We start from the raw sequence: 15,485 nt of genomic DNA, 5'->3' as shown, positions 1-15,485 counted from the left end.
TTACCATTTAATAAGCTAAAATAGTTTAATGATTTCAAATAGATAGAAAATCAATTGTTACAAAAAAGTAACATTTGATTCTGTGGGAGATAAAAAAGACCAGCATAAAATGCTGGCCAAAATAGAAAGATTGGAAGGAATTGTTTTCTTTCTTCACCGATAGCCATCGATATTGCTGATGGCTATTAGGCAATTGAAAGAGAGAAGCATGACTGCTTCGTTAAGCAGAAAGCATCAGTGAATCTGCTTTTGCTTCTAGGTTTGTGCCACCCATTAGGTAATCATCGATAGCACGGGCACATTCGCGGCCTTCATTGATACAACGAACCACCAAAGATTGGCCTGTTCGCATATCACCAGCAGCAAATACGCCTTCTTGGTTAGTAGCAAAATCTTGAGTTGCTACGTTACCGCGATCGTCTAGTGCGATATCCAGTTGAGCAAGTACGCCTGTTGGTTCAGGGTGTAGGAAGCCCATCGCTAGAAATGCCATATCACATGGAATCACACGCTCGCTGCCTTCTACTTCTTTGAAGCTTGGACGCTCGCCAGGTTTTGCATCTTGCCAAACGATATCAGCTAGACGAAGACCGGTAACTTCACCTTTGTCATTGCCGATGAACTCTTTGGTTAAGATGTTCCAGTGACGATCAACACCTTCTTCATGAGAGGTCGAAGTACGTAGGATCATTGGGTATTGAGGCCAAGGCATATTGGCTGGGCGCTTCTCTGGTGGAGTCGGCATGATTTCCACTTGAGTTACGCTTGCTGCGCCGTGACGGTTTGACGTACCTACACAGTCTGAACCGGTATCACCACCACCAATGACAACCACATGTTTACCTTTTGCGTGAATCTCTTCCGTTTTCAGGTCCATGTTATTTGCACGGCGGTTGTTTTGACCTAGGAATTCCATTGCGAAGTGAACGCCTTTTAGTTCACGACCCGGAACGGGCAAATCACGAGGAACGGTTGAGCCACCGGTTAGTAGAACCACATCGAACTCTTGACGCAATTGTTGAGCATTTACATCAACACCGACGTGTTGGTTTACTTTAAACTCAATGCCAGCTTCTGCCATTAGATTGATCTTGCGATCAATGACTTCCATGCTCAGTTTAAAGTCTGGGATACCAAAACGTAGCAGACCGCCCACTTTCTCGTCTCGCTCGAATACCGTCACAGTATGACCAGCGCTGTTTAGCTGCTCTGCTGCCGCAAGGCCAGCAGGACCTGAACCAATGATCGCAACGGTTTTGCCAGTGCGAGAGCGTGGTGTTTTTGGTTTGGCGTACCCTTCACGATACGCCGTTTCTACGATGGTTTTCTCGATATTACAGATAGTGATTGGATCTTGGTTGATGCCAAGTACACAAGCACTTTCACACGGAGCAGGGCAAACACGACCAGTGAACTCTGGGAAGTTATTGGTTGAGCTTAGAATGTTCCAAGCTTCTTCCCAGCTATCACGATAAACCGCATCGTTAAACTCTGGGATGATGTTACCGATAGGGCAGCCGTTATGACAAAACGGCACACCACAATCCATACAACGAGAAGCCTGAGTATTGATCTTGTCACCAAACTCCTCGTTCAGAACGAACTCTTTGTTGTTCTTGATGCGTTCAGCTGGGTCGATCTTCTGTGGTAGTTCACGACCATGCTCTAAAAATCCAGTAGGCTTACCCATTATACGGCCTCCACTTGAGTTTCGTTTCCTTGAGACTGTGCTTCAGCTTTACGCTTTTGAAGAACCGCTTTGTAGTCACGCGGCATTACCTTAACCATAGAGGCTAGGCTTGCTTCAAAGTTGTCTAGGAAAGACTGAGCGACTTCACTTCCTGTGAATTGAACATGCTTAGTTAGCATGTCGAGTAATAGATCTCTGTCTTCTTGCTCGATTGGATCTAGGTCTACTAACTCTGGGTTCAGTTTCGACTCAAAGTCACCTGATTTATCCCATACGTATGCCACGCCGCCACTCATACCTGCGGCAAAGTTACGACCTGTTGAACCTAGGATAATTGCTGCACCGCCCGTCATGTATTCACAACCGTGGTCACCGACGCCTTCTACTACTACTTTCGCGCCTGAGTTACGAACACAGAAACGTTCACCAGCCATACCGCGAATGAAAGACTCACCCGAGGTTGCACCGTAGAAACACACGTTACCAACCACGATGTTGTCTTCCGCGACAATACTTGATTTTGCATCTGGGTAAAGTACTAAGGTACCGCCAGATAAGCCTTTACCCCAGTAGTCGTTCGCGTCGCCTTCCACTTCGAACTTCACGCCCTTAGCTAGGAATGCACCGAATGACTGACCCGCAGAACCTTTGAACTTCACGTTCATTGGCTGAGGTAGACCCGCATCTTTGTACACTTTCGAGATTTCGTTCGACAACATGGTACCTGCAGAGCGGTCCGTGTTGACGATAGGGAACTCGGCATTCACCGCTTCGCCTTTCTCTAGTGCAGGAATCGCTGCTTGAATCAGCTTACGGTCTAGCACTTCTTCTAGGTTGTGGTTCTGTTGAGCTTGGTTGAATACACCATCAGCTTCACGTGGTTGCTCAACGTGGAGAACAGGAGACAGATCTAGGTTCTTGTATTTCCAGTGAGAAATGTCTTGGCGAATCTTCAGCTTCTGACCTTGACCGACCATTTCATCGATAGTGCGGAAGCCAAGTTCAGCCATGATTTCACGTAGACCTTGTGCCATGTATTGGAAGAAGGTTACGACGTCTTCAACGCGACCATCAAAGCGCTCGCGAAGCGTCTTGTTCTGAGTCGCGATACCAACAGGACAAGTGTTCTTATGACACTTACGCATCATGATACAACCTTCAACCACTAATGCTGCGGTTGCTACGCCCCATTCTTCAGCACCAAGTAGTGTTGCCACTGCAAGGTCGCGAGGTGTCTTCATCTGACCATCCGCTTGAACCACGATACGGTTACGTAGACCGTTCTTCAGTAGCGTTTGGTGCGTTTCTGCCAAGCCAAGTTCCCAAGGAAGACCTGTATGGCGGATTGAAGACATTGGTGATGCACCTGTACCGCCGTCGAAACCTGCGATTAGTACAACGTCCGCTTTCGCTTTCGCGACACCAGAAGCGATCGTACCTACGCCTGCTTCTGATACCAGCTTCACGTTTACACGGCCTGCGCGGTTCGCGTTCTTCAAGTCGTAGATAAGCTGAGCCAAATCTTCGATTGAGTAGATATCGTGGTGTGGTGGTGGAGAGATAAGGCCAACGCCCGGAGTCGAGTGACGCGTTGCACCGATCCAGTCATCTACTTTATCGCCTGGTAGCTGACCACCTTCACCTGGCTTCGCACCTTGAGCCATTTTGATTTGTAGCTCTTCAGCGTTAGTTAGGTAGTAAGAGGTTACGCCGAAACGACCTGAAGCCACCTGCTTGATTGCAGAGCGTTCCCAATCGCCGTTCTCTTTGCGCTCGAAACGCATTGGGTCTTCACCACCTTCACCAGAGTTCGATTTCGCGCCAAGACGGTTCATCGCAACTGCCAGTGTGGAGTGTGCTTCGTAAGAAATAGAACCGAATGACATTGCACCTGTCGCGAAGCGTTTCACGATGCTTTCAATTGGCTCGACTTCATCGATAGAGATAGAGCCTGCTGGGTTTTTAATGAACTCAAGTTGGCTACGCAGAGTTACCGCGTTGTCACCTTGCTTATCTACTGCAGTCGCGTATTGCTTGAACTGATCGTAGTTCTTGTTGCGCGTAGACTCTTGCAGTAGAGAAATGGTTTCTGGGTTGAATAGGTGCTTCTCACCACGCTGTTTCCATTGGTAAACACCACCAACATCCAGCATTTGAATTGGGATTTCGCGTTGTGGGTAACCGATGCGGTGACGGATCAGCACTTCTTTGGCGATATCATCAAGGGTTAGACCTTGGATACGAGAAACTGTACCTGTGAAGTATTTGTCTACCACGGATTTATGGATGCCCAAGGCTTCGAAGATTTGCGCACCATGGTACGACTGTAGCGTTGAGATACCCATCTTCGAGAAGATCTTCAGAAGACCGCCATTGATCGCTTTACGGTAGTTGTTGAACAGATCACGAGGGTTCGCTTCTGGATCCAACTTCTTCGTACGTTGAAGTTCAATGATGGTTTCAATCACTAGGTAAGGGTTAACCGCATTCGCACCGTAACCAAGTAGCGTTGCAAAGTGGTGCGTTTCACGCGCGTCACCAGTTTCAACCACGATGTCACACTTCGCACGTAGACCTTTACGGATCAAGTGGTGGTGTACCGCACCAACTGCCAGCATTGCTGGGATCGCCGCGTGGTTTGAATTCACTGCACGGTCAGTGAGTAGGATGATTGAGTAACCATCGATAACCGCGTCTTCTGCGTATTGGCAGATACGTTTTAGTGCACGCTCAAGCTTGCCTTGATCTTCATTGGCTTGGAACACGATATCCAGCGTCTTCGCTTGTAGGTGCTCGTTATCGATCGCACGCAGCTTTTCAAGCTCTGAGTTGGCTAGAACAGGTGATTCCAATTCTACTTTCTGACAGTGAAGTGGTGTTTCAGTCAGAAGGTTTTGGTCTTTACCCAAGTAAGTGTTCAGCGACATAACCATACGCTCACGGATCGGGTCGATCGGTGGGTTAGTTACCTGTGCAAACAGCTGCTTGAAGTAGTTTGAAAGATGCTGAGATTGATGAGATAGAACCGCAAGAGGCCAGTCGGCACCCATTGCTGATAATGGCTCTTTCGCATCATTCGCCATTGGAACGATGATTTCGTTCACTTCTTCAGTGCTTACGCCAAACGCTTGTTGGCGGTGTAGAAGGTGTTCTGGCTTAGGTTGGCTGAACTGGTTGCTCGCATCTGGCAGCTTCTTCAAGCTCAGTAGGTTTTCTTCTACCCATTTCTCGTAAGGCTGTGCTGTTGCGATGGTGTCTTTCACTTCTTCATCGGAGATGATGCGACCTTGCTCTAGGTCTGCAACGAAGATACGACCCGGTTGTAGGCGACCACGGAACTCAACGTTCTCTGGTTCTATATCCACAACACCAGATTCAGATGCCATCACTAGGAAGTTATCTTTGGTCACTGTGTAGCGAGAAGGGCGCAAACCGTTACGGTCTAGTGTCGCACCAACTTGAACACCATCAGTAAAACATACTGAAGCAGGACCATCCCATGGTTCCATGATGTTCGCGTGGTACTGATAGAACGCGCGACGTTTAGGATCCATGTTTTTGTTTTCTTGCCATGCTTCCGGGATCATCATCATCAATGCGTGTGGCAGGCTGCGACCAGACAGAACTAGGAGCTCAAGTGCCATGTCAAAGTTAGATGAATCTGAGCTGCCTTCCTGACAGATTGGAAGAAGCATGTCGATTTCAGCCTGAGTAAACAGGTCTGATTCTAGAATTGCTTCACGGGCTTTCATCCAGTTCAAGTTACCGCGAACTGTATTGATTTCACCGTTGTGGGCAATGTAACGGAAAGGCTGTGCAAGACGCCATTTCGGGAAGGTATTGGTAGAGAAGCGAGAGTGTACCAGTGCTAGTGCAGTCACCATGGTCGGGTTTTGCAGATCAAGGAAGTACTGAGGTACTTGCTCGGTCGTTAACTGACCTTTGTACACCAATGTCTTGTAAGACATTGAGTTAATGTAGAAGTCGTCACCAATGTTCGAAACGCTTTCTAGGCAAACACGTACAGTGTAGTTACGAAGTACGTACAGTTTGCGCTCTAGCTCTTCAGGTGTGATGCCAGGGCCACCAGAGATAAACACATGCTCAAACTGAGGTTCTGTGCTTAGTGGGTCTGCACCGATCATTGAGTTATCGGTTGGCAATACGCGGTAGCCGATAACTTCAAGGTCTAGACGTTGTGCATTACGTTCTAGAATGTCACGGCATTGCTCGCGTTTGTATTCGTCTTTCGGGAAAAGAACGACACCAACACCATACTTTTCAAACGAAGGCAGTTTAATGCCTAGCTTAACGGCTTCTTCTAATAGGAATTCATGAGGTTTTTGTAGCAAGATACCCGCACCGTCACCGCTGCATGGGTCACAACCTTGACCACCACGGTGTTCCATGCGAGCCAGCATATCCAATGCTTGAGTCACTACTTCATGAGATTTACGGTTTTTAAGGTGAGCAACAAAACCGATACCACAAGCGTCATGCTCCAGTTCCGGAGTGTACAGACCCTGTGGATTTTGCTCTCTATCTACCATAGATACATCCTTCCAGTTCAATGTCGACGCAAAAGTACCGGGCAGAAAATACTACCTAGACTATTGATTACGTCTTGTCCTTTATATTTATTATCGCCACCGATCTAGGTTGACCGGTCTTGATTCCTTTCCGTATCTCGCAGGAAAAGTTTTGCGAGAAAAACAATCCTTAGTGGTATCCCTTTATTTATTATCACTATCTAGTGATTTATATAGGTAGGAGTGGGATAACACCGACAAATCCCGCAGTGTGCTTTGTAATAAAAGTCACAAAAATAACGGGGTTGTGTAAGTATCCTACAATTTTGTCACTTCAGAATGCAATGAAAAAGTCGGCGTTGTGACCCAATTTTTTCGTTTAATTATGCATTTTTAGTTTAACATTTACGCAACATGAACGTTTTTTGTCTTTAATTATGCAAGTTTATTGATTTTGACCCGCATGATGGGTGTTTGAATTGATTAATATTGTGTGTTTTTTCTTGCAGGGATGTAATTTATTTACACAGATCGTAGTGAGATTGATTACGATTTATTGTTGGTGAGAATTTATGCAGTTACATGAGTTGGTCAATACAATCGGCCAAGATCTTCAGCGTCGATACGGTGAAAAGGTTCATAAGTTAACATTGCACGGTGGATTTAGTTGCCCTAACCGCGATGGCACGATTGGGCGGGGAGGATGTACATTTTGCAATGTGGCTTCGTTTGCAGATGAAGAAGTCCAGATAAAAAGCATTCACGAACAGTTAAAAGATCGCGCAGGTGAAATTCACAGAGCGAAGAAGTATCTCGCTTATTTTCAGGCCTACACCAGTACCTATGCAGAAGTACAAGTTCTCAAAAACATGTATGAGGAAGCACTAAAGGCTGCAGACATGGTTGGTCTTTGTGTGGGGACGCGTCCTGATTGCGTCCCTGATGCGGTATTGGATTTACTGTCGGGCTATGTACAGCAAGGTTATGAAATTTGGCTAGAACTAGGTCTTCAAACCGCCAACAATGACACCCTAAAACGTATCAATCGTGGTCATGACTTTGAGTGTTATGCCGAAATCACTAAGCGTGCGCGAACACTCGGAATCAAGGTTTGTACTCACTTAATTGTGGGTTTACCCAAAGAAACCCGCGCCGAAAATATTGAAACGCTGCAAAAAGTGTTAGCCGTGGGAACGGATGGCATCAAGTTACATGGCTTGCATATTGTCGAAGGTAGCACCATGGCGAAAGCTTGGCGTGCTGGAAAGCTAGAAGCCCCTGAATTAGAAGAATATGTTGCGATCGCCAGTGAAATGATTCGTATGACACCACCAGATGTGATTTATCATCGCGTTTCATCAGCAGCTAGGAGGCCCACGTTATTATCGCCTCTGTGGTGTGAAAACCGTTGGCTAGCGATGACGGAAATTGGTCGAGATCTCAGTGCTCATGGTGCTCAAGGGAGTCTTACGGGGAATACCTTTATCTATACTAAACCGGAATTAATAGCAGATCGCTCAATAAATAACTGATATATTTTAACCAGTGTTCTTTGAAGGTTTAAACGATGGATCAGTTACTCAATTGGCTTTGGGGTGGTCAAGGCGGTTATGGCTATGTCGTCTTGTTGTTAATCGCAGGCGTGTGCGCGTTAGCACTGATCTATTTGCACTTTCAGACATCACTTAAGCAACTAGTAACGGATTCTCCCTATCCAGTCATAGTGGTGGACACTAGCCATGCTCAGCTCTTGCTATCTAACCAGGCTGCGATGCAGTTATTAGGCATTCGCTCTTTGGGAACGGGGTATTTGTATCCTGCTTTATTCGATATTCATGAGCTTGAGCAGTTTCTCGAGCGCTTCTCTAGTCGTCATTTTCGTCAGCAGGCTTTTGACTGGCGACTATCTGATAGTGAATCTATTAAAGTGGAGCTGTCAGGCAGAAAGAGTTTATTGCGCAATCATCGAGTTTGGATTCTTTATGCTCAGCCATATCAAGCCACTCACCAAGAGCAGCAACAAGAACTTGCCCAATTAATCATCGCACGTTCGGCATTAGACTCACTTTCAGAGCTGATTTGTACCCAAGACCGCCAAGGCAATCTATTAACGACCAATCGAGCATTTGATCAATTCTGGCAAGGGCGAAGGGAAGAAGCTTGCGCATCCAAGGCCTTGGGTGAGATGACCAGAAAAAGCGAACGTAAATGGACAACGGATCCACAAGGTCGAAGTTGCTTATTGGAAGTCAATCAAAACTCTCTTGTTTCGCCGAGTGGTGAGCTTATCGGTACGCTGTCTATTAGTCATGACGTGACTGAATGGCACAAGATGCAACAGAATCTGCGAGATGAAATGGAGCGTCGCAAAGATACAGAGGTGGCGCTAGCGCAAAGAGATACTATCTTACAAACGATTCTGGATGCCAGTCCGGACTCTATTGGTATTTTCAATGAGAACATGGTCTATCAAGCGTGTAATCAGCCTTTTGTTAAGGCGTTAGGCATTTCAAAAATTTCTGATTTGATAGGTAAGCGCCTCCAAGACGTGATTCCTAAAGAGATGTACGCGCGCTTAGCAGACAGTGACTTAGAAGCATTACGCCAGTTAGAGCCAGTTCGATACATAGATAAAGTCGTGAGTAGTGATGGTAAAAGTACGTGGTTTGATGTGGTGAAATCGCCTTTTAAAGATAAAGCATCAGGAACGAATGGTGTGCTGATCATGGCGCGTGATATTTCTGAGCGTTATCTTGCAGAACAAAAGTTGGAAAAAGCCAACCTAGAGTTAGAAAAATTGAGCTTTATGGATAGCTTAACTCAAGTATCGAACCGACGCCGTTTTGACGAACAGCTGCAGGTATTGTGGTACCACCACGCTCGAGAAAAGCTGCCGCTCACCATCATGTTATGTGACATCGACTTTTTCAAAGATTACAACGACTGTTACGGTCACCAACAAGGTGATGAAGCGTTAGTCAGTGTCGCTACCGTGTTTACACAAGTCATCAATCGTTCTTCGGATTGTGTTGCGCGTTATGGTGGCGAGGAGTTTGGTTTTATATTGCCGAATACCACCACGGAAGGTGCGCGCAACGTAGCGCAGCGTATTCATGAGAAAATTCTACAGCTTGATATGGAACACGACAGTTCAGAAGCATCTGAACGCCTTACCGTCAGTATCGGTCTGGTCTCTTACATTCCTCAGCATGGTGATGAACCCGAAATGGGCATCGCTATGGCTGACAGTGCGTTATACCAAGCTAAAGCTGATGGACGTAATCGCACCTGTATCCACCCCAGTTCTTGCTAACGCTTTGTGACCGCTTGCTCTAAGTTGATAGCTGATTGTTTAAATCACCGTATTAAACACGTTAAACTTACAGAAGCCTGTGCGCTCGTTGGTTTATCTTTCTATCTCGTGTCACAAGCGCAGATCGCACCGTGTGTTTTTCACTAATCAAACAGACCTAAATTGCGTTAGGTCGAGTGCATTTACCTGTTTTTCATCATCGAATGGCGCTATCTAGCCACCACCATGGAGTAGTTAATGAAACCCATGAAAAATCTCGCCCAGTATTATGTCGACTTGCTAGTCAAACTGGGGATTGTTCGCTTCTCTATTTTGCTAGCCCTTGCGCTGGTGGCATTAGCTGTTGTGGTGCAGGTAGGGATTACTTTAGCTCTCAAAGGGCGAGTAGATGATATCGACATTGTCCGTTCGGTGTTTTTTGGTCTATTGATCACCCCTTGGGCGGTTTACTTCCTCTCTGTGGTTGTCGATCAACTAGAAGAGTCTCGCCAGCGTTTAACTAAGCTGGTGTCCAAACTGAAGGACATGCGTTCGCGAGATCAAGAGCTGAATTACCAACTTCAACAAAACATTGAAAAGCTTAACCAAGAAATTGAAGAGCGTATTAAAGCGGAAGAAGCACGTGAAGAGGCGATGCAAGACCTCGAAAATGAGGTGTTCCAACGCGAACGTACTCAATTAGAGTTGGCAGAACGTACCGCATTACTGCGTTCATTTATTGATGCCTCACCAGACTTAATTTACTACCGCAATGCGGATGGTGTTTTCTCTGGCTGTAACCGCGCGATGGAAGAGCTAACGGGCAAGAAAGAGCACCAGTTAGTCGGATTAAGCCCTTGGGATGTGTATAGCAAAGAAATCGCCGAGCATATCGTTGATACTGACCAAAAGGTTTTTGCCGATAATCAAGCAATTACTTACGAGCAATGGCTCGAATACCCAGATGGTCGCAAGCATTACTTTGAGCTGCGTAAAGTGCCATTTTACAGCAAAGATGGCCGCCACCTTGGTCTCGTTGGGTTCGGTCGTGATATCACTGAACGTAAGCGCCATGAAGAGTCGTTAGAGAAAGCAAGCCGCGACAAAACTACCTTCATCTCAACCATCAGTCATGAGCTGCGAACGCCGCTGAATGGCATTGTAGGCTTAAGTCGTATGCTTCTAGATAGTCCGTTGACAGAAGAGCAGCGTAAACACATGCAGACCATCAATGTGAGTGCGATTACTCTAGGTAACATCTTCAACGATATTATCGATATGGATAAATTTGATCGCCGTAAGTTAGAACTATTACCTGCGCCACTTAACTTCGAAGACTTCGTCGCAGAGATTGAGAGTATCTCAGCTCTGATGGCGGAACAAAAAGGGTTACGCTTTGACTTAGAACGTTTAAGCGACTTGCCAAAAGCAATTGAAGTGGATGCAACCCGTCTACGTCAGGTGATTTGGAACTTGGTCAGCAACGCAATGAAGTTCACCAAGGAAGGTGGCGTTGTGATGACAGTGAGCGCGGATGTCGAAGACGATTTTGCGACCATTATTATGGAAGTGGAAGACACAGGTATTGGTATCCCAGACGAAGAGCTAGATAAGATCTTTGCGATGTACTACCAAGTGAAATCAGGCAAGGACAACCTGCATGCGGTCGGTACAGGTATTGGTTTGGCGGTATCTAAGCAACTGATCAATATGATGGATGGTGACATTACGGTTACCAGTGAGGAAGGCTTTGGTAGCACTTTTACTGTATCGATCCACGTTCCGATTGTTGAACTAGCTGAGCCAGTCATTGATGCGAAACGCGACAATGTGCGCCTCAACATATTTATGGTCGAAGACATCGAGCTTAACGTAACTGTGGCTAAATCGTTACTAGAGAGCCTAGGGCACTCTGTCACCGTGGCAATGACGGGCCAAGAAGCGTTAGTGAACTTTGTGCCAGAAAAATACGACTTAGCGTTGTTGGATATCCAACTGCCTGATATGACGGGCTTTGATGTCGCCAATTATTACCGCAAGCATTATAACAATCTTCCTCCATTGGTCGCCTTAACTGCTAATGTAATGAAAGATCGTCGTGAATACTTAGATAACGGCATGGATGATGCGATCAGTAAGCCGCTGGCAGTGAATGCTATTCAGTCAGTGATTGATAAATTCTTCGCTCACCAGTTAGAACAACCTAAGGAAGTGGTGAGCGGTCCCGAAACAGTGGAAGAGCCAGTGCCTTCTCCTGTGATTGAGACACATTTGCTCGATATGGATATGTTAGAGTCTTACGTCGACATTGTTGGTGCAAAACCTGTCTACGACAGCATAAAAATGTTTGAAGATATGATGCCAGACTATATCGATGTCTTAGATTCGAACATGACAGCGAAAGATCAAGATGGGATTGTTTCTGAAGCGCATAAAATCAAAGGTGCTGCAGGTTCAATTGGCCTGAAACGTATCCAAAGTGTGGCGCAAAAAGCGCAATCGCCCGATATGCCAGCATGGTGGGAAAACATTTCAGACTGGGTTGAAGAGATCAAAAATGAATACCAAAACGATATTCAAGTCCTCAAAAGTTGGTTGGAACAAAGGAAATAACATGAAAAGAATCGCACCATTGGCATTAGCCATGGCATTGATGGCAGGCTGTAGTTCCGTTCCAAATGTGAATTGGCAACAAAACAGTCAGATTACGATTAATGAGGTTAATGTTGAGCTCAAAAGTAATTTATGGGTGAACCTCATGCCGAATATTGGGGACGTGGAAGAGCAAAGTATTCAAGGTGCACTTTACCTCGAAGGAGATCAGTTACTTCCTGCAAATCTAACGGCAGAAGCTCTTATTATTAAACAGGGGCAAAAAGAGTGGTTGGTGGACAGTGCGTCTTTAGATACTCGAACGCACAGTGAAAGCCGATGGGAGGTGGCGTTCTCGTCTCACATTGATGTGAACACAGAAAAATCGGTTGATATCGCAGTGCTTCTAGACGATGCGGGTAAACAGCGTTGGTTAGTCGAAAAGTACGTGAAGATTAACAAGGTTTATTAACCGCAATGATGTTGCATTAGTCGTTAGACCTAAAACAAAAAGGGCTTGCTCAATGAGCAAGCCCTTTGCATATTAGCGGTTAAATCTAGTCTTCTAGATCGCCACAGAAGCGGTAACCTTCGCCGTGGATAGTGGCGATGATTTCTGGCGTACCTGAAACAGACTCAAAGTGCTTACGGATACGACGAATCGTTACGTCTACAGTACGGTCGTGTGGCTTAAGTTCACGACCAGTCATCTTCTTAAGAAGATCTGCACGAGTTTGAATCTTACCCGGGTTCTCACAGAAGTGCAGTAATGCGCGGAACTCAGAGCGAGGTAGCTTGTAGCTATCACCAGCAGGGCTTACTAGAGAGCGGCTGTTGATGTCTAGTACCCAACCGTTGAATTCATACTTTTCTACCGAGCGCTTCTCTTCTTGCACCGCGTTAGAGCTCATTGAGCGACTAAGTAGGTTACGTGCACGAATAGTTAGTTCACGTGGGTTGAATGGTTTAGTGATGTAGTCATCTGCACCAATCTCAAGACCTAGGATCTTGTCTACTTCATTGTCACGGCCTGTCAGGAACATTAAAGCAATGTTCGCTTGCTCGCGTAATTCACGCGCTAGTAGAAGGCCATTCTTGCCTGGAAGATTAATGTCCATAATAACCAAGTTGACTGAGTTATCAGACAACACTTGGTGCATCTCTTCACCGTCACTGGCTTCAAAAACAGCGTATCCCTCTGCTTCAAAAATACTCTTAAGAGTGTTACGAGTTACTTGCTCATCTTCAACGATAAGAATCTGCGGGGTTTGCATTGGCGGTACCTAAATTTGTGACAAAATTGTGCTAATAGAATAAATTCTAGGCAAAAATATAACATACAGGTAATGTGATTTTGATAATAAATCAAGTTGATCAAAAAAACACTTCTTTCAGTTATCCGCCCTCCATGGAATTTTGCCAACTCACCAGTATCCAATGGCGACGTTTATTCTAAAGGGCTTGTTTACCTTTCATTTCCTGCTTTCAGTGGGGCCTGAAACGTAAACACCCTAAGATATTGAGCGGATTTTATATTGTTAACAGCATGCTAACAATGCTCAAATGTTAATTCCATTCAGTTTGTTGATTTATATCAATTGATGAAATGTAACTGTTATTAATCGTTTAAGACTTATGATAGAAAAAAGTAATAAGAACATAGACGCATCGTTATGGAATGCTTATTCAGAATCTTTTTTCAGATTCGAAGCCGAGTGGCGTGTTTCAAACTATGCTGTGATAACCGCTTGGAACCCATACAGTAACTTGAGGTCCAAAGAAGAGAACAGCATAAACAATCACGCGTTAGAAAAACAGCTACAGCACGTTAATTACGCGCCTGTCACGGTAGGTGATAGCGCTTTTACATGGTATGAGGAAAGCTTTGCCGTCGAGTTGTCGCCAGAGGTAGCCGTTGAATTGGCGAGTGACTTTCAACAAAACGCGATTTATTACGTCATTAATGACCAACTTTATCTTATTGCGTGCTCGCAGCCGAAAGTTTTTCATACGTTAGGCTCCATTAAACCTCGGCTCGTATAGAAGGTATAGAAAAGGATACTGCTCACTGAAGCACCGCTTGGGTGAGAAAATTCACGGAGGAAATATGAGAGACATTACACCCGATATTTGTGACCAATTTGAAGACCAAGTGAGCTTGCTTACTTTACCATTGCAGAACTTTGGTCAACGTAGCGCTTTTTACGGTGAAATCGTTACGGTGCGCTGCTATCACGATAACTCGAAAGTGCGTGAAGTACTGGGCGAAGATGGAACGGGTAAAGTATTGATTGTTGACGGACATGGATCGTGTCAGAGAGCATTACTCGGCGATCAATTAGCGATACTCGGAATAGAAAATGGGTGGGAAGGTATCATTGTCTATGGTGCAATACGCGACGTAGCACAAATATCTCAAATGGACATTGGCGTTCAAGCTCTTGGAACTAACCCGTTTAAAACAGAGAAACGCGGGATAGGAGAGGTAAACGTAACCTTAACGATGCAAAACCAAATCGTTCAACCTAAGCACTACGTTTACGCGGACTGGAACGGTGTGTTGATTTCTAAGCAAAAGCTGGACTTCTAAAAACGAAAGCCTAAACCAACCTCAAAGCCTTGTTGCCAATCTTGGTAATCAAGAGTCGCGTGAAGATCCAGTTTATCGGTAATTTTTACGCGACTTGATACTTCAGCCGCGAGGCTACTGTCGTCTTGGCGAATACCTTCCGCTGTTTCATTCTTGTAAGAGCGAACTGTACTTTTCAGCGTGACACGATCATTAAAGTGATAGCTGATCCCACTCAAAAAACCACTTTGATTTTTGGTAGGAGAGTTATTGACTCGCGCACCGACATAAACGTCTACCGAATCAAAAAGTTCGTAAGCGTAACCCGTATCGATATTCCAAACATCAAAACTGTCAGACTGATAACTGTCGCTGGAAATGAATAGTTTATGAGGAGAAGGGGATATTTTACCTGGAAGCGGCGGAAGCTCGTTTGCTAGACAAACACCAGGCACAAAAAACAGCAACAGAAAAAGCCCTCTTTTCATGTTCACCACTCCTTGTGTCAACTTTTTTATTAGTATGCGCCCAAAGCTTCTCACTATTAAAGCATAGAATATGAAAGCTAGCTCACCTATTTTCTAAATAATTCGATCCTATGAACATAAGTCACAGTTAAGTTGTTGTTATGTGTCACAACCCTCTCGAATTATTTGATCGTACGCTTTATGGCAAAGATCAGACTAGTTATTAGATAAAAAACCGAACTGGTGATGATGGTTAAGTCCTTTACAAAAACTAACTGTAGATTTTTAAATGATCAATAATGTGTAATTAACTATAAATATCAATGACATTGCTTAGCAGAATTCT

At 45.1% G+C, this 15,485-nt stretch carries 10 protein-coding genes; 6 read left to right on the top strand and 4 right to left on the bottom strand.

Annotated features, from left to right (window positions below; translation table 11 throughout):
* Nucleotides 1–220: 220 nt before the first annotated feature.
* Together R7P35_RS20215 and gltB are read right to left on the bottom strand one after the other, a co-directional pair.
* Nucleotides 221–1,690, bottom strand: a complete 1,470-nt coding sequence (locus R7P35_RS20215) for a glutamate synthase subunit beta (protein ID WP_213904802.1) — start codon at nucleotides 1,688–1,690, stop codon at nucleotides 221–223.
* Nucleotides 1,690–6,240: a glutamate synthase large subunit gene (gltB, locus tag R7P35_RS20210; protein WP_275593451.1), complete on the bottom strand. Its 4,551-nt coding sequence runs from the start codon at nucleotides 6,238–6,240 to the stop codon at nucleotides 1,690–1,692. Before gltB ends, R7P35_RS20215 begins: the two co-directional genes overlap by 1 nt.
* 551 nt (nucleotides 6,241–6,791) lie before the next feature.
* Here gltB and R7P35_RS20205 point away from each other — a divergent pair.
* From R7P35_RS20205 to R7P35_RS20190, 4 genes are all read left to right on the top strand, one after another.
* Complete coding sequence (locus tag R7P35_RS20205; protein WP_017633631.1) at nucleotides 6,792–7,751, top strand: TIGR01212 family radical SAM protein; 960 nt, start codon at nucleotides 6,792–6,794, stop codon at nucleotides 7,749–7,751.
* A gap of 35 nt (nucleotides 7,752–7,786) precedes the next feature.
* Nucleotides 7,787–9,532 carry a GGDEF domain-containing protein gene (locus R7P35_RS20200; protein ID WP_025768422.1) on the top strand — a complete coding sequence of 582 codons (1,746 nt, stop codon included), beginning with the start codon at nucleotides 7,787–7,789 and terminating at the stop codon, nucleotides 9,530–9,532.
* Nucleotides 9,533–9,769: 237 nt separating this feature from the next.
* Entirely contained in the window at nucleotides 9,770–12,124 is a 2,355-nt protein-coding gene (arcB, locus tag R7P35_RS20195) for an aerobic respiration two-component sensor histidine kinase ArcB (protein ID WP_005381826.1), read from the top strand.
* A 1-nt stretch (nucleotide 12,125) separates the two neighbouring features.
* Nucleotides 12,126–12,575, top strand: a complete 450-nt coding sequence (locus R7P35_RS20190; protein WP_005381825.1) for a hypothetical protein — start codon at nucleotides 12,126–12,128, stop codon at nucleotides 12,573–12,575.
* An 85-nt stretch (nucleotides 12,576–12,660) separates the two neighbouring features.
* Here R7P35_RS20190 and arcA read toward each other — a convergent pair whose 3' ends face one another.
* Nucleotides 12,661–13,377, bottom strand: a complete 717-nt coding sequence (gene arcA / locus R7P35_RS20185; protein ID WP_005381824.1) for a two-component system response regulator ArcA — start codon at nucleotides 13,375–13,377, stop codon at nucleotides 12,661–12,663.
* Nucleotides 13,378–13,738: 361 nt separating this feature from the next.
* On the opposite strand from arcA, the gene R7P35_RS20180 reads away from it, so the two are divergent.
* Together R7P35_RS20180 and R7P35_RS20175 are read left to right on the top strand one after the other, a co-directional pair.
* On the top strand, nucleotides 13,739–14,146 hold the full coding sequence (locus R7P35_RS20180) for a DUF3293 domain-containing protein (RefSeq protein WP_005381823.1): 408 nt from the start codon (nucleotides 13,739–13,741) through the stop codon (nucleotides 14,144–14,146).
* Nucleotides 14,147–14,210: 64 nt separating this feature from the next.
* Nucleotides 14,211–14,693, top strand: coding sequence for a putative 4-hydroxy-4-methyl-2-oxoglutarate aldolase (locus tag R7P35_RS20175; protein ID WP_005381822.1), 483 nt, complete (start codon nucleotides 14,211–14,213; stop codon nucleotides 14,691–14,693).
* On the opposite strand, the gene R7P35_RS20170 is transcribed toward R7P35_RS20175, so the two are convergent.
* Complete coding sequence (locus tag R7P35_RS20170; protein WP_017821468.1) at nucleotides 14,690–15,160, bottom strand: hypothetical protein; 471 nt, start codon at nucleotides 15,158–15,160, stop codon at nucleotides 14,690–14,692. The genes R7P35_RS20175 and R7P35_RS20170 overlap by 4 nt on opposite strands.
* Nucleotides 15,161–15,485 lie beyond the last annotated feature (325 nt).

The organism is Vibrio sp. Vb0304 (assembly GCF_033338995.1).
In the GTDB taxonomy this organism is placed as follows: domain Bacteria; phylum Pseudomonadota; class Gammaproteobacteria; order Enterobacterales; family Vibrionaceae; genus Vibrio; species Vibrio alginolyticus.
The sequence above is the reverse complement of the archived record's forward strand: the minus strand, read 5'-3'. Positions and strand labels throughout refer to the sequence as shown.